Origin of the sequence: Bremerella alba, assembly GCF_013618625.1 — a bacterium.
In the GTDB taxonomy this organism is placed as follows: domain Bacteria; phylum Planctomycetota; class Planctomycetia; order Pirellulales; family Pirellulaceae; genus Bremerella; species Bremerella alba.
Map to the genome: position 1 here is coordinate 164,769 of NZ_JABRWO010000014.1, position 23,840 is coordinate 188,608.

A 23,840-nucleotide genomic window follows, 5' to 3' on the forward strand; every position below is an offset into this window, starting at 1 on the left:
CCTTTCGGTAAAATTCTTGTAAAACGCAATTCATGACGGCTTCGATATGGGCTTCCCAAGATTTTATTCGCTAACTTGTAAAACCTAGATTTCTACGAGGTAGTCGCGTTTGGGATGCTTTGCTATTCGGCTCAAAGGAATATCGATATCGTGATTCCAAGCTACCGAATACGCTTTTTGAGCAGCGAAGTCAAATAGTTGCTTTTTGACTTCTCTCGTTCGGATTAAATCCAGGTCGTACGATGTACACCACAAATTTTTGATGTGATGAGAAGTGGGGCCGATGTCCCCCAGGTAGATCAGGCCGCTTCCTTCCGACTCGACAAGGATGGCCTGATGCCCGAGCGTATGGCCACCGGTATGTAAGACCTGGATACCAGGAACGATTTCCTCCAGGTGATCGACCAAACGCAGTTGACCGTATTCTTCAAGCGGTAAGTAGTCCGCCGGCACATAGCCCCCGGATCGTTCGAATTGTCCTGAAGTAGCATCTGCCCATTCCTGTCGGTTGATGACATATTGGGCGGAGGGGAACGTCGGTTGGATAGAGCCATTGACTCTAGAGGTCGCACCACCGCAATGATCCCAGTGCAAGTGGCTGAGTACGACATGGTCGACCTGCTGCGGAGTAATTCCCAGTCTGGCAAGCTCATCTAATAGAGGCCAACCAGGTAAAAGCCCGTGGGATTTCCTATCTAGAGGCGAAAGCTTGGAACCATGGCCAGTATCGATGAGTACACAATGTGAATCGTTTCTTGCCAGGACGCAGTTCATCGCCAGGGGGACCAGATTTTGTGAATCGGCCGGCTGAACGGACTGCCAGATCGACTTGGGAACGATGCCAAAAAGCACGCCGCCGTCGTGCATGAATCGTCCGCCAGAGACGATATCGATTTGCCAATTTCCGACTTGTATCATGTACCGTTCCCGAAATATGTAGAGGTGGCCGAGCTTGCCGTTTCTATATCATCCTATTTCAAGCACGACGCTTGTGTTATTCTCAATCGGCAAAATCCGCAGTTTGTCGACGCCCATTGAATCGCAACTTGGTTGTTTTACATGTCCCAGTCTTCGTGGCACGACCGTTTCGGTTGGTTCATCCTCATATTCTTTTTGGCCGTTACTCCCATCGTCATGATTGGGACTAAGGGCGCGTGGGATGGCATTAAAAATCGGGTCGAAGACTGGTTGCCTGAATCGTTTGAAGAAACACAACGGCTGATTTGGTTTTACGATCGATTCGGTACCGACGAATTGCTGATGGTGAGTTGGAAAGGATGCACACTCGAGGATCCTAGGGTTGCTCAATATGCCCAGGCAATCAGCAAATCGGATGAAGTCGATGGCAAGGAGGTTGTCTGGTTCGGCGACGTCGTAACTGGACCGGAAGCATTGCAGTCTTTAACTTCCGAGCCTCTAGAATTGCCGGAAAGCCTTGCTGTTGATCGACTCAAACATTGGTTGATCGGTGAAAATGGCGACCAAACCTGTGTTGTCGCCGTCGTTTCTCCCGAAGGGGAGGAAAACCGGGCCGCGGCTATCGAATATGCTTATGAAGTAGCCAATCAGGTCGATGGACTCACTCGCGAGGATCTCATTGTTGCTGGTACGACGCTCGACGGTGTGGCCATTGATAAGGCGAGCAAAGGCTCGTTGGCCGCATTGAATCTTGGTTCCTTCGCCGTATGTATCCTCATCATGGCGATTAGTTTTCGCAGTGCCAGAGCAACGATCATCGTTTTTGTGCTGGCAATTTTCTGCGAGCAACTCAGCATGGCCATTATGTATTTCAGCGGCCAGCAGATGGACTCAGTCCTCACGCTCGCATCTAACTTAACATACGTTCTGAGCATTTCCTCGGGCGTTCATCTGATGAACTACTACCGAGAGTCGCTTGCCCATCGCTCGGCGAAAGAGTCAGTCGGATGGGCATTGCGATCTGCGTTGGTTCCTTGCCTGCTTTCGGCGGGAACCACAGCCGTGGGAATGTTGTCCTTGACGGTCAGTCAAATTCGCCCAGTATCAAATTTTGGCGCTTATGCGGCTGCGTCCATTCTGGCAGCGGCCGTAGTTTTACTGATTTGGGTCCCTGCTGCGATGTACAAGTTTCCTGTCGATCCAGCGACTTGGCAGCGTAAAAATGATTCGGCTTCCCGGCTTCAACCGATCTGGGAAATGCTCTCGCGACATATGGGGTCAGCCAAGTGGCCGATTTTTGGGGGCTCGCTTGTTGCACTCGTTGTATCTGTGGTAGGTGTGCAGAAGATCTCGACCTCAGCCCAACTTCATGATTTGTTTTGGTCGGATGCTCCCATTCTGCGAGACTACGACTGGTTAGAAGAAAACGTAGGGCCACTCATTCCGATTGAAGTCGTCCTGAGAGTCGACCAGCCTGAAGAGGTTCAAACGGACGAGCGGTTCCGAATGATCGATCACGTGCAGCAAAGCATTCAAAGTGTGGAAGGGGTCTCTGCAACGATGTCCGCCGTCACGTTTGCTCCGGTCATTCCACCAAAAGATGAGAAAGGATTCCGCGCCGTGATGCGCCGCGCATCCATTCGAAAGATTTTGGAGGGACGGCTTCCGCGGTTCGTTGAGATGAATTATTTGAGGCTTGAGGATGGGGATGAGTTATGGCGAATCAGTGCTCGCGTACGCGCAAGCGATCGCCTGAATTACGGTGCGTTTATGCAGCGTCTGCGTGCTACCGTCGATAATTCTTTGCAGGACTATCCGAGTGTCGAACCCATCTACTCCGGTTCCGTGCCGCTCATATTCAAAGCCCAGAGCGAGATGCTCAGTGATCTGATCAAGAGTTTTGGTCTGGCGTTTGTAATGATCGCCATCATCATGATGATTTTGCTCCGGAATGTTGTCACTGGGCTTTTCAGCATGATTCCCAACGTGCTGCCAACACTCTTGGCATTTGGCACGATGGGCTACCTTGGAGTTCAGGTCGAAATTGGTTCTCTGTTGACAGCGAGTGCCGCTCTGGGAATCGCAGTAGATGACTCGCTGCACTTCATTAGTTGGTTTAACAAAGGACTCAAAGCTGGGAAAACTAAGGCCGCAGCTACTCTGCTCGCCTACGAGCACTGCGGACTAGCGATGATTCAGACCTCGTTGATTTGCTCGCTTGGTCTGTTGGTATTCTCCCTGAGTCCCTTCACGCCGGTTTCGCGTTTTGCGTGGCTGATGTGCGGACTGCTACTGACGGCTTTGCTTTGCGATCTGTTGATTTTGCCGGCAATCCTGCTTTGCTTCACAAAAAAGCCCAAGCCGACCCCTGAATCATCGGAAGCCGGCTTGGGAGACGTACGCGTAGAAGATTAATGCACTAAGAGATTAAGGATTTGGGTCGGCCGCTGACGTTGCAACGTATAGGCTCTTTGCCATCTCAAATAGCTTTTGGTAAGTATTCTCGTTGCCGGGTTCTGGCGGAGCGAACTCAACCCCGTTGCGAACCATGTACGAGAGGAGCGAGGTCAAGTTTTTGCCATCAACCGTTGGGTTGTAGCCATTGATGACCAATGCCCCATCGGCCTTGCCAACTCGCTTTAAGCGGCGTACTGCATGCGAAAGACTTTGCAGATGCTGCTCTGACTCGCGGTAGAGATAGTACTCGCCTACCCCTTGGCGGGCCATGGACTGACCATCGACTTCCTGAAGGAAATTGTTGGCCAATTGCAGGATCGAGTTCTCTAGTTTTTCAATTAGGATCGGATCGATTTCGGTCTGCTGAGAAGATGCTTGACGTACTTCCTCGAGGTTGTTTTCGATCTTTTCTCGGTCTTCTTTGAACTTCTCATTTTGTAGCAGGTGAGGCCACCACTGGAAGTTGCCTAGTTTACCGGTGTCGGCCTGGAAGAAACCCGTTTCCCCACGGACGTTGGTTAGCTTTAGGTTGATATTGGAAAGATCGTCTGGCGTCAATTGAAAGCGAGCCATGAGTTCAGCCACTTCAATGTCATCGTTCAGATAGTCGAACGAGAGAACACTCGATCGGAGTGCTTCCTTCATCGTATTCAAGGCTGCTCCATTGGTAAGTCCTTCTCCGGTTAGATCCGGATGATCTACCAACCGACGCAGGGCTTTGTCTTTGCGAGTATCGGCCTCGTCTAAATGGTTCTTCAGTACTTTGGCATCTCGCACAGCGCGGCGTTCGAAATAGATTTCGACGGCTTTCAAAGCATTGTCCAATTCCTTGTCGTAAGCATCGGCAGCAATCGCCCGAGCAGCCTGATAGTCGATCGCAGCTTCGCCCTGGGCTCGTATCAGTTCGGCCTGACCAAAAATAAGGCCAACTTCCATGTGCGGCGAACGCGAGTAGTAATAGGGACGCCTGTCATCTTCGACAACAACTTGTGCCTGCCCGGCAACTACCGGAGCAAGCATAAGCCCCAAAGTCAAGCAAATGAGAGTGTTACGTTGGGACATCGATCTATTTCCTCTGCGCTAAACAAGATTAGTTTTTCGAGAATCGACGGATAAACGGCATCACGTCAGCTATCACGGTCGCGTCGAACGTCTGTCCAGAGGGGGGCGACCCCAATGTCATCTCAGGCGAGAGACGCGAATAGATGGCAACGAGTTCTCCTTGCGAATTCAGCAGAGCGGATCCATTCCAGTTCGTTTCGCGATGAGCTTCTGGGGTGAGCGAATCAAATTTGGCAATCAACATGCGAGCGTTGTCTTCCGCCCCAGCTTCGCCCACCGAACTTTGAATGCGTGTTGTCTTCTGGTCGAGAGGAATTTCGCTATTGGGTGGGATATACGGCGCGACACGATCGAAACCATGCCCCACCAATGTCAGCTTGGAAAGTGGTGGCAGCGTTGCGGTCTTGGCCAAAGGAAGCCAGTAAGGCAACTCTTCTTGAACGTGAATGATGGCCACGTCATAGTGGTGCGGCTTTTCAGCAATCACCATGAAGTGACGATAGGCTTCTTCAAGTGTTTTCTTCAGGTCGGAACTGATGTCGTTCATGTCGACCTGTGAGAAAATGTTATGAAACTTGGCCTCCGCTACATCCCCTTTTTCCATAGCCAAGACATAGGTGGGATGAGGGACAAACTGCGTGACCGTAAATTTCTTCGGACCCAGCAATAATAGTTCAGGCAACTTTTGCTTGGCCAGTTCGGATATCGTTTTGGCTGTCCCTGTCGTGAGAATCGTATTAGGACCAATCGCCAGGGCGGTTCCGATACGATACTGTTGCTCCAAGTTCGGATCCGCGACCGCCAGCACATAAACGGCGTCTTCCGGTGAATGCTGCGGAGCGGTTGCTTGAGACGCAGGCTCAGGTGTTGGTTTGGAGGGGATTGTTTTCGGAGGCTCAGGAGTGGGATCGTTGCTGGTGGGATCGCTCTCGCCAGGGCTTGGGTCGACCAGACCGACTTCATCTGGATTGTTCGCGACCGCTTGGCTTCCGTTAGAACTACCACTCCAGGCCATGATGGCAAAAAGAATAATTAACAGAAGTACGGTGGCACCCACCCCACCGGCAATCATCAAATGGGCAGGGAACGCTTCCTCGCCATCGGTTGCCGAAGCACTCTTCTTGGGTGGTTCTGGTGGCGGCTTCGGACCGGAAAGTTGTGACGGCATAGGCATCGTCACGTTGCGCCCTAGCGTCACCAGCGAGTCAGGATGGATTTGCTTTTTCTTGTAGATCCGTTCCCCGTTGATAAATGTGCCGTTGGTGGACTTAAGGTCCTCGATAAATACCCGACCGTCCTCGAATTCAAGGCGGCAATGTTCGCCTGACACCGTCGCCTCATCGATGACAATATCGCATGTATCACGAGCACCAACAATCCAGACCTTCTTCGATCCCATCCGCTCTACAACCATCCTTCCTTCTTCATAATCACTCGAAGCGCATTTTGCATTTCACGAGCATTGGGGAAACGTTCACAGCATTCCGTCTGCAGCGATGTATCAAGTACATCGGCCAGACCATGATGGAAACTGGGGTAGCGTTTTCGCAGTGGTTGAACCTCGCCACTGAGGATCAAAGCCAACGGGTCGCTGCCTTTTTCATCGCCTCGTGGATATCGTCCCGTGATGATGCGATAAAAACTAGCGCCCATGCTAAAGACGTCACTCGCAGGGTTCACGTACTTGTAGTCGGTTAACTGCTCGCGCGGCATGTAAGGGAAACTACCGGTGTAAGTGCCGGTCGCAGTCATGCCTGAAAAGCCTGCCTTTTCAAAGTCCTTGGTCAGACTGAAATCGGAAATCTTGGGAATCCAACGTTTGTTACGTTTGGCAGCCAGCAAATTGGACGGCTTCAAGTCGCGATGCACGAGCCCTTTTTCATGAGCGAAAGCCAAACCGTCTAGCAGCAGATAGAGCGACACAGCTACGTGCTTCGGTTGCACGTTAGACTTCTTCTGGCGAAACAGCTTGGCGAGTGGACCACCGTCACAATGCTCGTTGACAACGTAGAACTCGTTGCCGATGCTACCAGCCCCGAAGGATTGGACGATATTGCGATGCCGCAGTCGACCGCTGACTTGCATTCCTTTGATGAACGAATCTCGAGCGTCATGGTTCACGTTGATGCGAGACCGCAAAAACTTGATGGTCACGAGGCTCTCGTCGATCGTACGCTCGGCTAGATAGACCTCACCTAAGCCACCGGCTCCTAAGAACTCTTTGAACTCGAATCCGTCCAGCACGGGAAATTCGCCAGGCTGCCGCTCGGGCGGCTCGTAGGCGTTTTCGCTGTGACCGATCCGACTACCAAACGCTCCATTAGGGGCATTCGCACCTTCGACCATCGTCGCTCGTCCTGCGATTTGCGAGATGTCGACTGGGGGCGGCATTTCGTTGATGGTCTGTCGACCAACGTTTGAGTCTCGTGCCGGTTGGGGCAATTCATTGATTGTCTGTCGGCCAGCGTTGCCCGGCATTGCCGGCGGCAGTTCATTCATCGTTTGCCGTCCCACAGCTGATGGAGAACTGGGAGGAGGCAATTCTGTGATGGTGCGACGAATGTCACCACCGCCGGATGAGGACTGCTGCGCGTCTTCGTCCATAAATTTGTCGAAAACACAAGTTGCCGTGATGGCTTTCTTTTCTTCTACGAAGACTTGGAAGACGGTCTTGCCTGCTGTGATTACGTCGCCGTTGGTCAAGTCAACGGATGCCCTTCCGACTTTGCCTTCGTTTTCGAGGCTGGCAAACGATACGCGACCGCCGTGCTTCTTGCCATTAACAAAGGTTCCGTTGCGGCTACCTAAATCGCGAAGGCGAGAGAGTGGCGGATTGACCTCTAACAAGAAATGATGACGCGAGACGAACGGATCTTCCTGGATCGAAGCGTGGCAGTGCTGTTCGTCACGCCCAAAAAGGAAAATATCGTGCCCTTCAAACTCGTAGACCCGACCTTGCATCGGGCCCTTCTTAACTTCAATCCGAATCAAATCATCGCCTCCGCTGGGAAGTTCACGGCTGGTGGCTCCGAACCCAATCAGGCCCAGGCAGCGGCTCATTGGAATGGGACGCGGCGGAATGGCTTAAGTTAGTTACATCCCTGAACCGCTGAAATCAGCATCCGGCGCTTTCGATAACCTGTCGAGGTTATCGAAATGTTTACATTGCCGTTGCCAAAAATCCCCCAATAAGGTGTCAATAAAATACCACAGATGGTTTCGCAAAAATCGATTCAACCGCTTTGCCGTATAAGGGACTTGCTTAAGCGATTTGCGAAACCTCCGCTATAGTAAGACCTTAACGAATCAGTTTACTCTGATTTTACGGTGCATCAATCAATCGATGCAAACCATTTTCGCGGTGAAATTCGTGGGCAAGAAACAATCCCCAAAACGTCCTTAAGAGGGCCACGATCGGCTATTTCGCGATTTTCACTTGGATTTCGCGTGCTCGAACTACGGCACCCAGAGCATCCAGGCAACGATTAGGAGGATGGTGCCTACTAGCGTGACGACTAAGCCAGCACCCCGCTGGCGTTTCAAAAATAACAGCAGGATGAGACCTGTTACGGAAACCAGCACCATGAGGACTGCGGAAATATCGATTACCCACGACCATTCCGCGCCCGAGTCGCGTCCTTTATGAAGGTCGTTCATGATCGCGATCATACCGCTGGATGTCTCGCTGACGGTATATTTCCCCGTCTCCCGGTTGATAAATACGTCTGCTACGTAGCCAGCGCTCTTAAAGGTTACCATGCAATCGAAGTCCGAAACCTCGAACTCCGCGACTTTGCCTTTCAAGTGGTGAGCTGCGCGAAGTTCTTCTGCAATCGAAAGCTTGTCGACATCGCCGGCTAACTTCGAGGTTGGGAAAGTGCCGTCCTCATCGCGGATAACGACCTCGTCTGCTCCAAACCAGGTCGGATGATTCAGGGTAAGTCCCGTCGCGGCAAAAAAGAGCAGCGTGGCGAAGCTGATCATGGACAAATAAGTATGCAGCCAACGCGTTAGTTTCGCGCTGGCGGCATACCATCGCCTACGACGGCGAGGCATCTGTTCGTCCGACCTCATAAGGCCTCTTTATTCGCATCGGTCTGAGGAACGAATCGATACGACATGGCTCCGACTTCCACGTTCCCTTTTACCTTCTTCTCAGCGATCGGTTGGTCACTCCAGTTCAACGTCTCACGAATGATCTGGTAAGTGCCATGTTCGCGAGCTACTTCCAGGCACAAGGTATATTGGCCGACCGGCAGTGGTTTGCCAAGGTTGTCGGTACCATCGAAATGGGCCTTGTAATTACCTGGCCCGCGTGTTGCCCCTGAAATGGTTTCGATCAGGTCCGAATTCTCGAGGGTCTTACGGAGTCGATCATTTCGATACCATCGCGTTAAATCACGATGCCACCTGGGCCCAGGCTGTTCTGTCTGCAGCCACAAGACTTCTGTTTTGACGGGAAAGCCATCAGCGTCTTCCAGCCACATTGCGACATAGGGGCGTCGATAACGTCCGCCTTGGGGGCGTTGTATCGTGAAATCGACGAACAATCCCTGCTCTGCTTTCGGCGAGTCCTCTTTCACGACAAGCTGCCGCGTGTTGGCTGCCAACGTGCGAAGCGGCCATCCATTAGAGGTTACCACTTCGCCGGTGGCAGTGACAACGCAGCACTCAGTGTTTTCCAGGGTCTCGATTAAAGCGATCCCTTCCACCGGACCGAGAACACTGACCGAGGTAGCCAAGGCGTCGGCATCGATCGCCTCGGTACTGACGACGGTAGCCGAACGCGTCAGTGCGGCGGGCAAACAAGTCCGCGGATCTAGGATATGAGAAACGCGACGTTCACCGATGGTCAGGTATCGGCGATAATTACCACTGGTAGCCATTGCAATCGGCTGTGCGATAACAAACATTTGCAGTGGCTCGGCACCTTCCGAGGCATGGCTAGGATTCTCGATGGAAATCTCCAGCGGCTGGTCGCCCAGTTTTCGCAGATCACCACCGATATTAATGAGGAAATCGTTTGTGTTTGGATAGTTTCGTTGAATGAAATCGCATACACGATCCAATATGTAGCCCTTAGCGAGGCCGTCCAGGCTGATGACCAGATTGTCGCTACGTTGAATCGTTGAGTCGTATTTGAACACATAGGGAGGAGTTTTCAGCTGCGCGACAAGTTCTTGTCGCTGGGCATCGCTAGGAACGGTGCCTTTTTGAGCAGCATCCTCCCATAGTCTCCTCGTAGCTTCCGCGCGAACATCGAACGCGTGGAATGTTGCATTTCGCCAATGATCGGCGCGGCGGAGGACGGTCGCAAGTTCCTTGGAGATGGAAGACGTTCGTCCTGCTTGCCATGCCATGAGTTCGCTGCGATTATCCCAGCGACTAAGCACCGCACTAAGCCGATCGATTTCCTGAAGAACGTCTTGCTCGATGGCCGCGGCCTTCGCTTGACCCTCACACGAAATGGCTAGATGCAATGATGTGCCGAGCACGTGTTCGTGGTGAAAGTGAAAGTCCTCTGCCAGGACTGGCGCTGTGATCGCGGCCATCAGCGACAGGACGACAAGATTTCCTATTCGAATTGTCATGAGCTTATTGCTAAAAAGGTTCCGGAAAACCGCGTGTAGTGATTGATTAGGAGTAGCGGTAGCAAAAACTACGCTTCGTCCTCATCCTGCTCAGGCGTAGCTTCCTTTTCTGCTTTCTCTTCTTGTTTCTTGAGGGCCTCGATCAGTTCAGCCCTCGTCAATAATCCGTCCTTGTTTTCATCGCCTGACTCGACCAGTGAACCCAGACGTTCTCCGAGTTCTTCGGGAGAAAGCTTGCCATCCTTGTTCGTGTCTTTCCGCATCATCGTTTTGGCATTGGCCTCGGCTTCGCTTCCTCGACGACGGCCTGAGAAGTTCATTCCAGCCGTTTCGGCAGGCGCTTCTCGTGGGTTGGGATCCAGCAGGACGAAGTTGGCCTGGCCATCCACTTTCCGATCGATGCCGTAAAACAACAGACGGCCACCGAAATTGAACATCGCCATCGAGGAATCAACTTCTGGCAGTTCTTCTGCTAATACCGTCCAGCGATCCGCTGCAGGATCGTAAACTTCCAGCGAGGTTTCCGGAGAGAAATGTCCTGTGGAATTCGAGAATCCACCATACAAGTACAGGCGTTTACCATCGCTGACCAGGCTGGGGAAGACGCGATGCTTGTGCGGCGCGGCAATCGTTCGCCACGTGCGATCCGTCAAATCGAAGACGTCTACCGTCTCGACAATGTCGCCTTGCCCTAAGCCGCCAACCAGGAAGTATTCGTCCCCGATCTGCGCGCCACCGAACGATCGACGTGGATGGGGCAGGGCAACTTCTGGAAGGGGAGCGATCGAGGTTTCGTCACCCCACCAATGCAGTACGTTCGCGTTCAGACCGCTTCCTTTGCCAGCTGCACTTCCGCCAAAGCACCAGACCGCGTCGTCATGGCTTATGGCATTGAACATGCTGCGCGGCGTTGGCAGAGACGAGTTAACCGTCGTCCAGGCTTTACTTTCAGGATTGAAGGATAGCACCTTGGAGAGCGAGCCAAATGCCTGGTCTGGCATGCCTAGGCCACCCATAACAAGCAGGTGTTTGTGTTCGCTCGTTTGGGCATGGCGAACCGCAGAACCACTTTGCAGGGCATGCGGCATATCGGGTAAACGCTCGCCGGTTTGATTCGCGATATCGTAAACGAATGCTTCATTCAAGATTGTTTCCTTGGTGAAGTCATGCGGATTTCGACTGGCATTGCCGCCTAATGCGTACAGATTTGTGCCGTCGAGCACTAAGGTTTGGCTTTGTTTAGCCTGGCCGTCAAACGGCACGGACCAGCGGACGACGTTAGGCCCTGACGAGTTCTCTTGAACCGGAACCGATTCGACCACGGCCAAGCGACCTCCCAGCATTGAAGATCCCGCTACGGCTAGAAGGCGATTGTCCGCAACCGGCAGAAGTCGCAAAAACATGCGAGGATACATCAGTCGCGTTTCAACTTCCCAGTCGGTACTGTTATCGCTTAGTCGGTAGAGGATGCCAGAACTACCGGTGACGTACAGGTGATCGCCGGTCGCAAACGAACTGGTCGCGAAGCCAGCTGCACCGCTGTCGGCCTTTAACTCAGGCCCTGCCGACCAGCTTTCTGATTGAGGATCGAAGGCCGAGACCTTACGCGTTATCCCACGCTGTTGAATGCCGCCGAATAGGTACAGCTTGCCGTCATGGGCGGCAACCGAGACGGCACGGGTCAGATAGCCAGGTCCAGGAAGCGACTCCCACCCATTCTCTGGATGATCGAGATCAAACCGAAGAATGTCATCGTGCCAGGGAGCGTCGCTGGAGGAATCCCCTTGCAGATCCCATCCGCCGGCAACATAGATGTGACGGCCCAGCACGGCCGCGTCCAGCGACGAACGGGGTTCTGGCAGCGGAGCCAGATCGGTCCATTCATCCTTCTCGGTATCGTAGCGTGTGAAGTGCGTTGTTGACTTGAAGTTAGTCTCTTCTTCCCCCTGATTCAGGAAGGTGAGACCACCGATCCGGTAGATGTACTTGCCATCGGTTACCAGGGCTGTGCTTTGTGCGGGTTCCTGCTTGGCTAGTTCTTCCCACTGAGCTTTAGGGTCGTCGAACTTGATACGACGGAAATGATCGGCCAAGACATCTTTGCCGAAGCCATGGGCATCACCATCGTGTCCACTAAATACATAGAGATAGTCGCCCAACACGGCTGCACCGAAGCTAGTCAGCGATTCTGGTAGTGGCCTGTGTAGCTTAACCACACTAGGCTCGCCGAGATGCAACTGGTGTCCGGTGAATTCCAACTTACGGATAGATCGTTCTCCCTTTTCACCAGTCTTTACGGTATAGCAATGATCGGGCAGGTAGAAATCGCCGACCTGCTTCCATGCAAAATAGTTGCTCAGATTCGACTCGATGTTACCGGTGTCGGGATCGCGAAAGGTGACCGATGTGGTTTGCGGCAGTATTTTGCCGGACGGAGTCGTGAAATTTTCGAGCGTAGTGATCTCAAACCAAGATGACTCGTTGCGACGGATGATTTCCCTGATGAGACCATCCTGAATGCGGAAGATACCGGAACCGTCGTTTTCGGCAATCAAGCGACCACCAGCATGCTCCGCTTTATCATCTTGAAATGAAACGTCGTACTGCTCCGGAGATGCATGAGGTTCACGATGAGAGATGACTGAACGAAGCTTCGACTTTAGCCAGGGCTTCTTTCCCTCCTCAGCAATGTCGAGAACATATTCGAAGTCTTTCCCTACCCGAATCGTCCCCTCGTACCGCTGCGAATCTTCCGAAACCACAATGTTAGCCGAAAAGCCAGGGAAATCTTGCCAGACTTCGCGAGCATCGTGAGCGGCCTGGCGAAGGCTGGCCGCCGTCGGCTCTGATGTCTTGCTGGTGGTCTGCGTATCGGCTTCGACCGCGTAGCTCGGAATCGCGATGGACACAGCCAAAGCGACGAACAAATAGGTAAGTTTGGTTCGCATGGGTTGAGTTTTCATGGGGAAGGGAGGGAGTTGATTTCTACCGAGCCGCAAGCAAAGGGGGGAAGCTATTGCTTCGCGAAGTCTTGCGGATCCTTGAACGTCACGGTCAAGTAATGAGACGCCGATTCGTATTTCTTGTCATTCAGTGAACCGCTTTCGTCTTGGACGGTGTGACCAACCATGATGCCGTTGAGGCCATCTTCCACTTCCTTATCCGTGAACGAAACTTTGCCGTCGCTATCGGTCTTCTTCGAGGCTTCTTCATGCCCTTCTTCGCAGTAAAGTAAAATGTCGGCGTCGGCGAGCGGCTTGCCTTGCCAGGTAATGTAGGCGTCGACGCCTTGTTCGGTATCAACGAGATCTGCTTTCAGGTCGAGGTCGGCGGAATGCTTCTTGGCGTCCTCACGTGAGGCGGGCAACTTGCCGCCGTAGTGAACCGTGTAGTAATCGAGCCGCGAACCGTGATAGATGCCAAAGGTCACCTTCGATTGTAGCAGTGCATTCTTGTCGATTGCCTTGCTGGTGGTTCGCCCCACAAAGTCATCCGTTTCGACGGCGTTTAACTCCAGCTTTTCTTTTGTACCTTTAGCGGTTACCAGTTCAATTTCCGATTTAGCAATTGAGCCTGGCAGCTTGTAGGTGCAGTCGGCAGGGTTCTCGCCGAAAAAGTATTGCACGTTACCTTCTTCGTTGATGGTTATCCAGGGAAAGTGAGCGTAGGCCGGAGTCGCAGCGGCGATGAGGCATAGAGTAGCGAGCGCGATCTTCATTGTCTTCATGGAACTACCTTGGGAAAAAGTAAATTCGTTTGTAGGTGCTATGTATCTAGTTGGACGTTTGTTCTTGGACGGCGTACAAAGTGTCGCCTGTGCGAAAGATCAGATAAGGGGGGACGGCGACAACGGAGTAAATGATCTCGGTTGACGAGCCTTCACCCTCTTTATCTTCCTGGGTGGCCCATAGCGAGTTTTCTGCGATCGCCTTGCCGGAGGTCATGTCAATGATCGATGTCGTCCCTTTCGAGCCGAAGATGTACAGCAGCTTTCCTTGCTGCAGAGGTGTTGCCCACACACCGCCAGCGGCTAGACGGGCCGTGGTAGTTTGCTCGCCGTTTTCCAGGTTGACGCCAAACAGAACTCCGCTTCGGTTAACAAACCAAGCGGTGCCATCGGCGACTACAGGGCTGCCAAAGCTGGACTTCGCTTTTTCGGCTTGCCATACAAAATCGGCCGAGTAGGTTCCGTCGTCCTGTTTGGTAATCTGGATCACGCCGTTGGACGTGCCGTCGGTTTGGACGGCCGCTTCGCCGCGCCCTTCCGAGGCACCGATCAGGAATCGGCCCTCACCTAGGGGGGTCGGCGTGCAAGTTGTGTTGTTGGCGATCTGATCGAATTGCCACAGTCGATCACCGGTCTCGGGATCGAATCCGGCGATCTTGCCGCTCGCACTGCACACCAATTGCATGGTATCGTCCACAGGGATTAAGCGTGGCGTACTCCAAGAGGTTTTGCCTAAGCCGGCTACTTTCCAGATGGTTTCTCCGGTCGACTTATTAAGTGCCGCTAGATAAGGCTCTTCCGAGCGTTCGACCCACACGAACACGAGCGACTCATTTTGTTCGAGTGAGGAAGCAAGTCCGTGCCGCGAGGAAATCGGACCGTATGCGTCGACTAGATCTCTTTTCCAGCGAATTTCCCCTTCTTTGGTAACGGCAACGACCAGTCCACCTTCGTAGTAGGCGATGTAACCGGACTCATCCGCGATGGGGGTCGGTGCGGCGCGGCTGACGTACGAGGTGTTTTCGATGGGGCTGGGATTGGTGAACTCTTTTTGCCAGAGCTTTTCCCCTTTTTCCAGCGAATACGCGATCAGGTGATAGTTTTCTTTATTCGGACCGCTGGTCGACGTCGCGATGATCTGACCATCGGTCACAATCGGAGTCGATTGTCCATAGCCCGAAATGTCTGCTTTCCATGCAATATTATCCTCAGCGGACCAACTTCTGGGTATCCAATCGCCGGCGACTGACATTTGTCCGCCATTTTGAAAGGAAGGCCAAGCGGTTGCTCGAAATTCCTCGCCAACAGACTTGCTGGTGAGAAATAGAGCAAACGAAGTTACCAGAACGAAGGAGGTTAAATGATGGACCAACTCGGACTTCATGAAGGATACCTGGCGCATGTTGGTTAGTGATGATCTCTCAACCGCGACTTCGCAGTCTCCGGGATATTCACGCAGTCTTAAGGCGTGACCAGTGATCAAGAGATAGAAGGAAATACAGCATCCTCAAGAAACTACAATTCCCGCAGAAGGTCTACGCGATTGTGTGGTGAGTGTGCCTGGACGCTGGCAAAAGAAGCTGGCGGCAACCTGTTGTTGATATTGAATCTCAGTACGGATATAGGATATCAGCCCTGGCGCCGCTTGCAAGAGCCTTTATTGGAAAAACGAGTAATGCAGACTGAGATTCTAAGTCCTATCTCACAAGGGCTTAAGCAACGAAGTCGTGCCCAGGTCTCTCATATTCTCGCAGGCCGATCAAGCAAATAGTAATCGGCCTGTCTGTTTGCTAGACGATCAATTACGTCTTGGATGCGTCGTAAATGCTCTGGATCGATTGATCCAACATGGTGTCGAATTGGTCGTCCGATTGTTGGGCAGTCATGCCTTCGCTAAGTGCTCGAGAAAAGCTCGCGACGACGCCGTGGTTACGGCTTAGTCGCTCATTGGCCTCATCGCGAGAGTAACCGCCGGACAAGGCGACGACTTTCAAAACCTGAGGGTGCTCGACGAATGCCCGATAGAAGTTGTCTTCTTCAGGCAGCGTAAGCTTCAGCATTACGAATTTGTCAGCAGGAAGCTCACCCAGATGTCTGGCAATATTCTCCTTTAAGAGTGCTTCCGCTTTGGCTTTCTCAGGGCTGTGAATATTGATCTCCGGCTCGACAATTGGCACCAAGCCTGCCGCGATGATGGTCTGGGCGACTTCAAATTGCTGATCGACGACTTCTTTGATGCCAATCGGATCGGCTAGTTTGATGACCGATCGCATTTTGGTTCCGAAGATGTTTTTTGCCTTGGCCCGGGCCAGAAGCTCATCCAGTTGCGGCATCGGCTTCATCATCTGGACGCCTTTGTCCTCGGCGGCAAGCCCTTTGTCGATCTTTAAAAGCGGTACAACCTTTTTCACATTCCAGAGGTAATCGGCCGTAGGCTGGTCTTCGATCTCGCGATCCATCGTGTTCTCAAACAAGATCGCAGCCAATATTCGATTGCCATTAAAGCTAGGGCTTTCGATGATGCGCGAACGCATTTGATGTACCAGGCCGAACATTTCTTCATCGTTGGTCCAGGCGTCCTCTTCGATGCCATAAGCATGCAATGCTTTGGGAGTGCTTCCACCGCTTTGATCGAGCGCGGCAATGAAGCCAGGGACGGTTTTGAATTTCTGGAACTGTTCGCTGGTGGTATCGATAACAGTCATCAGTTCTCCTTCGTGGCGCGATAACGGCGGATAAGGTTGTTGGTGGAACTATCATGCTGAAGATCTGGCGTCTCGCTGCTTTCCAGTTCAGGAATGATACGCTGGGCGAGTTGTTTACCAAGCTCGACACCCCATTGATCGAACGAGTTAATCTGCCAAATGCTTCCTTGGGTAAATACGCAGTGTTCATACAAGGCAACGAGTTGCCCTAAGACCGACGGGGAAAGCTCGTCGGCGAAGATCGTGTTGGATGGGCGATTGCCTTCAAAGACACGATGCGGGACCAGCCAGTCAGGCGTCCCTTCCTCTTTCACTTGATCGGCGGTCTTGCCAAACGCCAAGGCTTCCGACTGGGCTAGGACGTTGGCAATCAGCATGTCGTGGTGTCGCCCCAATGGGTTTAAGGACTTGCCAAACGCGATAAAGTCGCAGGGAATTAACTCGGTTCCTTGGTGGATCAGCTGATAAAACGAATGCTGGCCGTTGGTGCCAGGTTCTCCGAAGTAGATGGTACCGGTCGTGTAATTCACGCGGTTGCCGCTCAGCGTGATGTACTTTCCGTTGCTCTCCATGGTGAGTTGCTGGAGATAAGCCGGGAACCGCTTTAAATACTGTTCGTACGGGAGGACGGCGATCGATTCAGAGCCGAAAAAGTTGCTGTACCAAATCGACAGCAGGGCCATTAGTACAGGAATGTTTTTCTCGAAGGGAGCCGTACGGAAATGCTCGTCCATTTGGTGAAAACCATCGAGCATCGCCTTGAAATTGTCAGGCCCGACAGCAAGCATTGTGGAAAGCCCGATCGCGGAATCCATCGAGTAACGTCCGCCAACCCAGTCCCAGAAGCCAAACATATTGGCCGTGTCGATACCGAAGGCCGACACCTTATCGGCATTGGTCGAAACGGCGACAAAGTGTTTCGCGACTGCCGACGAGTCTCCACCTAACCCGGCCAACAACCAGTCGCGGGCCGAGTTGGCGTTGGTCATCGTTTCCAACGTGGTGAACGTCTTCGAGGCGACAATGAATAAAGTCTCGGCGGGGTCGAGATCGTGAACGGCTTCAGCGAAATCGGTTCCGTCGACATTGGAAACGAAGCGGAAGGTCATATCGCGTTGGCTAAAATGCTTCAGGGCTTCGTAAGCCATCACGGGACCAAGGTCGGACCCTCCGATTCCAATGTTAACTACATTGACGATACGCTTGCCGGAGTGGCCTTTCCAGTCGCCGCTGCGAACGCGGTCAGAGAAGGCCGACATGCGGTCAAGGACTTCGTGCACGTGGGGAACGACGTTTTCACCGTCGACGATGATTGTCGCGTCCTTCGGGGCGCGAAGCGCGGTATGCAGGACGGCTCGGTCCTCGGTGATGTTGATCTTCTCGCCGCCAAACATAGCGTCGATTCGCTCACGCAGGCCAGACTCTTCGGCGAGTTGGATCAGGAGTTTGAGTGTTTCGTCGGTGACTCGATTCTTGGAATAGTCGAAGAATAGGTCTCCACCTTCGGCCGTCAGTTTCTCCCCTCGCTGTGCATCTTCGGCGAAAAGAGTCCGGAGGTGCGTCGACTGAATTGTTTTGTGGTGTTCCGCCAGGCTCTTCCAGGCGCTAAGTTCCGTAAGGGGAGTCTTCGTCGATGCCATCATGAATTCCTTGTCGTTCAAGCCTGAGCGATAGCTGAATGCGATATCTTCGGGTGGAGAATATCTTTCGATCGTCCGTATTTCGTCGGAGAAGTCAAAGAAACGACTTTCCTATTGCTACCAAGATAACCTTTGTAAGATCGACTACCAGTGGAGCGATGATCTCCCTCGAAATTAGAATGTTTGACCATACCGTCACACATCTTGAATTACGAGAGATGAAGATTGGGTGATGTCAGATGGGAACACAGCTCAGAGGGAGTTGTCTGAGCTGAGCGTTCGCACCTCAAATGCATCGACTGAACTATGGTTGCTCGATGCGATCTGTTTGCTTCGTAATTTCCTTCAGTTGGACAAAGTAGTCGCTATCTAACAATTCGTTAGGGCATCGCCAGTTCCAATTGCCGTCGGCCTCGCCGGGGACGTTCATTCTGGCTTCACCGCCCAAATTGAGCACATCCTGAAGCGGAGCGATTGCCAAGGCCGCGTCTGAGGACCAAGCGGTGCGTATCAATTGCCAGGCCACTTTTTCCGAGGCAACTGGTTCCATGCCGAGCATGCGCCAGACGATCTCGCGGGCCGACTCGGTTAATTTTTCGTACCATTGGCGGGTTGTCGCGTTGTCGTGCGTGCCGGTGTAAACTGCGGCGTTGTGGGCGTAGTTCTCAGGCAAGTAGGTGTTGTTCGGATCCCCATCAAATGCGAACTGCAAGACAAGTGTCCCTGGCAGTTCAAATTGATCTCGCAGTTGGTAAACGTCTTTGGTGATCGTTCCCAAGTCCTCGACGATATACGGCAACGAGCCCAATTCAGCCTGGACCGCCTCGAACAGTTCGGCGCCTGGTCCAGGAACCCAGGCCCCATCGACGGCCGTGGTTGCCTCGGCGGGCACATTCCAGGCTGCGGCGAAGCCCCGGAAGTGATCGAGCCGGATCGCGTCGGTGTATTCGAGTAGCGATCGCAGTCGATCGATAAACCAGCGATAGCCGGTTCGCCGATGAGCCTCCCAGTTGTAAACCGGATTGCCCCAAAGCTGACCGAGGGCACTAAAGTAATCAGGCGGTACGCCAGCGACGAATTTCGGACGCTTCTCCTCATCGAGCATGAATAGATCGGGATTCGCCCATGCTTCGCTCGATTCTGCGGAAACGTAAATTGGAACGTCACCTACAATGCGGATATGGTTTGCCCGTGCATGATCTCGAACACGTCCGGCTTGCCCGGCCAGTAAATACTGGAAGAAGCGAAACTTGCGGACTAGGCTTTCGAGTTCTTGGTGGGCCAGTTGAATTGCGTCCGCTTGCCGGTTGACCAGTTCTTGAGGCCAGGTAAGGAAGTCGGCATCGTCGTACTTTACTTTCAACGCGCGAAAAAGGGCGTAGTCCTCCAGCCAATGATGGTGATGTTGGCAGAACTTCTGAAAGCTTGTTAGCTGTTCTGACGTTGGGGAGTCATTGAAACTTCCCCACGCCTTTTCAAGTAACGCGTACTTGAACGTCGTTACACTCTCGAAATCGACTTTGCCTTCCGGCATGCGTGTATCCGCGTCCGTTTCGGAGATCCAACCATCTTCGATCAGCCAGTCAGGACTTACAAGAATCTCGTTGATGGCAAACGAGGAGAGCGGCAAGTAGGGTGAACCGCCCCGGCCAGTGGGCCCGAGAGGTAGGACTTGCCACCACGATTGCCCATTCTCGCGCAGTAAGTCGAGCCAGCGGATGGCCTCCGGGCCGAAGTCACCTATCCCATAGGGGCCTGGCAAGGAGGTTACGTGGAGTAGGATTCCTGAACCGCGATATCCCTTGGGAAAGGGAGGGATATGACCCACCGAACCATCGTCTGACATTATTTCCGATTCCAAAAAGTGGCCAGCGTAAACGTAGGGTTGGGGTACGCCGTCCGTTTTTCTGTGTTAGCGAACTCGCAGATGCCTAGCAAAGGGGTGTCTCGTGCGTTTCTTAGTGATGATCATTGCAAGCAAACGTTATCATTTGAAGGCTTACAAAAAGAATTTGCCCAGGTTTTCCCGCAGGAATGTGAAAACAAGTTTGCACGCAATATCTTACGCCGTCTCTATTGTTAAAGAGCCTGCCGTTCAGGTGGTAACAATGGCTTGGAATGCGTCAAAGCAAGACTCTCAGGAATTGTGCATCACCTTTTCATCTGATACCTTCTGGCATCTACGGCAAGGCTTGCGAGCTTCTGAGTTTATTCCTGCAGAAGTCGTGCCGCCTATCCTTCCTTGAATACCTCGTCTCTCTCCGTCCCTTCATTTGACCAGGCACTCTAAGATATGCTCGCGATTGTTCTAGGGATGGTGATCGTCATCTGTGGCGTTCTCTTCTTACGCATGCATGCCTTTCTTGCGTTGTTTTTTGGGGCTTTAGCGGTAGCGGCGGCAACGAGCTCCCTGTCCGTTTCACAAAGTGTGCTGCATCGCTCGACGGCCGGCATAGCGGAGATTGATGGGGCTCAGATCGTTCTGGCCGATGTCGAGGAAGGTCTGGCGAAGGAGCCGGGGGCCTATTACATCGCGATCGATGCACCAGCCGTAAAAGCCCACCAAGAGCTAAGACTGGTATGGGTAGAGCGATTTGTCGAAGAGGACGGTATTACCAAAGCGAACGTCGCCCAAGAGCTTCCAGGCGAGATCAATGTCGCCAATGCCCGGTTTGTTTCCCAAGATACGTTTCGAGAAGCCCAGCAATTGGCAGGCAATAGCTCGATCAACCGAGTGGTAAATGCCTTGGGATCGACGTTCGGCAAAATCGGAATTCTGATCGCGATGGCGTCGATCATTGGTCAGTGTCTTTTAGCCAGTGGTGCTGCCGAACGGATTGTACACGGAATTCGCCATGCTTTGGGGGAACGCTGGACTGCGCTTGCTTTTGTGATAAGTAGCTTCGTTTTAGCGATCCCAGTCTTCTTTGACACCGTCTTTTTCTTGATGTTACCGCTAGCCCAGGCCATGGCGCAGCGCACTGGGCGTGACTATTTGAAATATGTCTTGGCGATTGTCGTAGGGGGCACGTTGGCACACTCCCTTGTACCGCCAACGCCTGGTCCTTTATTCGTTGCCACAGAACTCAACGTAAGTATTGGCGCGATGATTCTCGGTGGTATCGGCGTGGGGATTTGGGGGGTCGTCGCAGGCTATCTTTACATGCTATGGGCGAATCGTATGTGGCAGATACCATTAAGAATTGAAGCGAAAGAAGCGATCTCCGAAGAACCCTCCGCCGAACGAGATTTGCCAAGTTTTGGGTTTTCGGTTCTGCCAATTGTGATTCCCATTGTGCTGTTGGGGCTCAAGACGGTCAGCCAGACGGCCCTTCCGGCAACGACGAACGAAGTATGGAATTCGGCAATCACCTTTCTGGGAGACAAGAACATTGCCTTGTCGATTGGCGCTCTATTGGCGTTAGCGACCTTGTTCTGTAAGCCGGCTATGACCTGGGTCGGGCTGGGGAAGTCAGTTCAAAAGGCACTAAGCGAAGGGGGCGTGGTGGTCCTGATCACTTGTGCTGGGGGCGCGTTTGGCGAAATGATTCGTCAAACGAATATTGGGGCCGCGATCGCCGAGTCGCTTCCTAGTTCGGTCGGAGGGACAGGCCTCTTGATTACCGCGTTCATGATTACGGTGATCATTCGCGTGATTCAAGGTTCAGCAACGGTGGCCATGATTACTGCAATCGGAATTGTTGTACCAGTCGCCATGCAGATCGGATTACCATTTCACCCGGTTTATTTGGCCTTGGCGATTGGCTGTGGATCGAAGCCACTTCCTTGGATGAACGACAGTGGTTTTTGGGTTATTAGCCGTATGAGCGGGTTTACCGAGAAAGAAACCCTGAAAACATTTTCCGTTCTGTTGACCATCATGGGGTTGGTGTCGTTTCTGGCGACTCTCGTTTTTGCTATCCTCTTGCCAATGGCTTAATCCAAAGCAAGTACATAGTGCTTCGCGAAATCTCCCCAGAAGATTGATTGATCGATGGCATCGAACTCGTCAGACGAACCGGAACTTCGCAGTAGCCGCTGGTTTGATCCGGACTCCCTGCGTGGATTTGGGCATCGCTCGCGACTCAAAGGCATGGGGTACGACGACGAGGACTACCGTGGCAAGCCGGTTGTCGCCATTCTGAACACGTGGAGCGACCTCAACACGTGCCATTCGCATTTTCCCGAACGTGTGCAAGAGGTGAAACGCGGCATCTGGCAGATGGGCGGATTCCCGGTTGAAATTCCGGTGATGTCGCTGGGCGAGATGATGATGAAGCCCACGACGATGCTTTATCGAAATCTTCTGGCAATGGAAACCGAGGAGGTGCTTCGCTGCCATCCGATTGATGCGGCTGTTCTGATGGGGGGCTGTGATAAAACGGTGCCCGCGATGATCATGGGGGCCATTTCGGCTAATCTGCCGGCTATCTTCCTGCCGGCCGGACCGATGCTGAAAGCACGCTGGAAGGATCAAACGCTCGGCAGTGGAAGTGATGCCTGGAAATACTGGGACGAACGTCGTGCCGGCAATTTGTGTGACGAAGCATGGGGGGAGATCGAAAACTGTATCGCTCGATCCGCCGGCACGTGCATGACGATGGGAACCGCATCGACCATGGCGGCAATTGCCGAAGCGATGGGACTCACCCTGCCGGGGGCCTCTTCGGTGCCTGCGGTGATTTCGGAGCACTCTCGCTTGGCCGTTGCCACAGGCCGAAGGGCGGTTCAGTTAGCTCAAGAGAACCTCCGCCCGTCCGATTTGTTGACCCCTGAATCGTTTGACAATGCGATTGTCACAAGCATGGCTATCGGCGGTTCGACCAATGCGATCGTGCATATTATTGCGATGGCTCGCCGCGCCGGATTTGACTTGACGCTCGAGCGATTTGATGAGCTCTCACGCACGACACCAGTCTTGGCGAACGTTCGTCCGGCAGGAAAGTTCTTGATGGAGGACTTCTTTGATGCCGGCGGGCTGACGGCGCTCTTGAAGCAATTGGGCGAACATATACAAGGTAGCTGCGGGACTGTGAATGGTTTGACTCTCGCAGATAACATTGCCAACGGGGAAGTGATCGATCCCGACATCATTCGATCAACCGAAGATCCGATTTCTTTGACCGGCGGAACCTTTGTGCTTCGCGGGAACTTGGCCCCGTCGGGTTGTATCATCAAACCAACAGCCGCCTCACCGCGTTTGTTGGAGCACACTGGGCCAGCGGTTGTGTTCGATACGTACGCAGAGCTTAAAGCAAAACTGAATGATCCTGACACAGGTATCACTGCCGATTCGGTGCTCATCCTCAGAAATGCCGGTCCCCAGGGCGGTCCAGGTTTTCCGGAGTGGGGAATGCTGCCCATCCCAGATCATCTTCTGAAGCAGGGAATTCGTGACTTGGTGAGAATCTCGGACGCACGCATGAGTGGAACCAGCTACGGAACCTGCGTTCTGCACGTTGCTCCGGAGGCCGCCGTCGGTGGTCCATTGGCTCTGGTACGCAATGGAGATCTGATTCAGCTAAGTATCGATCAACGGCGGTTGGATCTTCTGGTTGACGACAAAGAATTAGCAGAACGTCGTCAGAAATGGTCGCATCCTAAGCCGAAATATGACCGTGGGTATGGTGCGATGTTCCTCAAGCACGTTACCCAAGCCGACGCCGGCTGCGACTTCGATTTCCTGCATTGCAGTGAAGAAACGCCCGACCCCGAAATTTACTAATAAGTCATTATCAGG

General features: G+C 52.9%; 15 protein-coding genes. 3 read left to right on the forward strand and 12 right to left on the reverse strand.

All coding sequences use genetic code 11. The features are described from left to right. Nucleotides 1-84 precede the first annotated feature (84 nt). Entirely contained in the window at nucleotides 85-918 is an 834-nt protein-coding gene (locus tag HOV93_RS22245; RefSeq protein WP_207398753.1) for an MBL fold metallo-hydrolase, read from the reverse strand. Between the two features lie 141 nt (nucleotides 919-1,059). Between HOV93_RS22245 and HOV93_RS22250 the strand changes: the two genes are divergently transcribed. Then, entirely contained in the window at nucleotides 1,060-3,333 is a 2,274-nt protein-coding gene (locus HOV93_RS22250) for an efflux RND transporter permease subunit (RefSeq protein ID WP_207398754.1), read from the forward strand. Between the two features lie 12 nt (nucleotides 3,334-3,345). Here HOV93_RS22250 and HOV93_RS22255 read toward each other — a convergent pair whose 3' ends face one another. From HOV93_RS22255 to malQ, 11 genes are all read right to left on the reverse strand, one after another. Next, nucleotides 3,346-4,437 (reverse strand): hypothetical protein, encoded by a 1,092-nt coding sequence (locus HOV93_RS22255; RefSeq protein ID WP_207398755.1) that lies wholly within the window; start codon nucleotides 4,435-4,437, stop codon nucleotides 3,346-3,348. A gap of 28 nt (nucleotides 4,438-4,465) precedes the next feature. Next, entirely contained in the window at nucleotides 4,466-5,836 is a 1,371-nt protein-coding gene (locus HOV93_RS22260; protein WP_207398756.1) for an FHA domain-containing protein, read from the reverse strand. Between the two features lie 5 nt (nucleotides 5,837-5,841). Further along, nucleotides 5,842-7,497 (reverse strand): protein kinase domain-containing protein, encoded by a 1,656-nt coding sequence (locus HOV93_RS22265; RefSeq protein ID WP_207398757.1) that lies wholly within the window; start codon nucleotides 7,495-7,497, stop codon nucleotides 5,842-5,844. Nucleotides 7,498-7,893: 396 nt separating this feature from the next. Continuing rightward, nucleotides 7,894-8,511, reverse strand: coding sequence for a PepSY-associated TM helix domain-containing protein (locus HOV93_RS22270; RefSeq protein ID WP_207398758.1), 618 nt, complete (start codon nucleotides 8,509-8,511; stop codon nucleotides 7,894-7,896). Further along, nucleotides 8,508-10,028 (reverse strand): DUF2271 domain-containing protein, encoded by a 1,521-nt coding sequence (locus tag HOV93_RS22275; RefSeq protein WP_207398759.1) that lies wholly within the window; start codon nucleotides 10,026-10,028, stop codon nucleotides 8,508-8,510. Before HOV93_RS22275 ends, HOV93_RS22270 begins: the two co-directional genes overlap by 4 nt. A 68-nt stretch (nucleotides 10,029-10,096) precedes the next feature. After that, nucleotides 10,097-12,976: a DUF3386 family protein gene (locus HOV93_RS22280; RefSeq protein ID WP_207398760.1), complete on the reverse strand. Its 2,880-nt coding sequence runs from the start codon at nucleotides 12,974-12,976 to the stop codon at nucleotides 10,097-10,099. Between the two features lie 65 nt (nucleotides 12,977-13,041). Beyond that, nucleotides 13,042-13,755: a hypothetical protein gene (locus HOV93_RS22285; protein WP_207398761.1), complete on the reverse strand. Its 714-nt coding sequence runs from the start codon at nucleotides 13,753-13,755 to the stop codon at nucleotides 13,042-13,044. Between the two features lie 46 nt (nucleotides 13,756-13,801). After that, a complete protein-coding gene (locus HOV93_RS22290; RefSeq protein ID WP_207398762.1) occupies nucleotides 13,802-15,139 on the reverse strand; it encodes an outer membrane protein assembly factor BamB family protein in 1,338 nt (445 codons plus the stop codon). A gap of 418 nt (nucleotides 15,140-15,557) precedes the next feature. Beyond that, on the reverse strand, nucleotides 15,558-16,460 hold the full coding sequence (locus HOV93_RS22295) for a fructose bisphosphate aldolase (protein WP_207398763.1): 903 nt from the start codon (nucleotides 16,458-16,460) through the stop codon (nucleotides 15,558-15,560). Next, nucleotides 16,460-18,103: a glucose-6-phosphate isomerase gene (gene pgi, locus HOV93_RS22300; RefSeq protein ID WP_235990795.1), complete on the reverse strand. Its 1,644-nt coding sequence runs from the start codon at nucleotides 18,101-18,103 to the stop codon at nucleotides 16,460-16,462. Before pgi ends, HOV93_RS22295 begins: the two co-directional genes overlap by 1 nt. A 301-nt stretch (nucleotides 18,104-18,404) precedes the next feature. Continuing rightward, entirely contained in the window at nucleotides 18,405-19,946 is a 1,542-nt protein-coding gene (gene malQ / locus HOV93_RS22305) for a 4-alpha-glucanotransferase (protein ID WP_207398764.1), read from the reverse strand. Nucleotides 19,947-20,393: 447 nt separating this feature from the next. Between malQ and HOV93_RS22310 the strand changes: the two genes are divergently transcribed. Together HOV93_RS22310 and araD are read left to right on the forward strand one after the other, a co-directional pair. Continuing rightward, the gene (locus HOV93_RS22310) at nucleotides 20,394-22,040 is read left to right on the forward strand and encodes a GntP family permease (protein WP_207398765.1); all 1,647 of its coding nucleotides are present in this window, start codon (nucleotides 20,394-20,396) and stop codon (nucleotides 22,038-22,040) included. A 54-nt stretch (nucleotides 22,041-22,094) separates the two neighbouring features. Continuing rightward, nucleotides 22,095-23,825, forward strand: coding sequence for an L-arabinonate dehydratase (araD, locus tag HOV93_RS22315; protein ID WP_207398766.1), 1,731 nt, complete (start codon nucleotides 22,095-22,097; stop codon nucleotides 23,823-23,825). The last annotated feature ends 15 nt before the right edge of the window (nucleotides 23,826-23,840 follow it).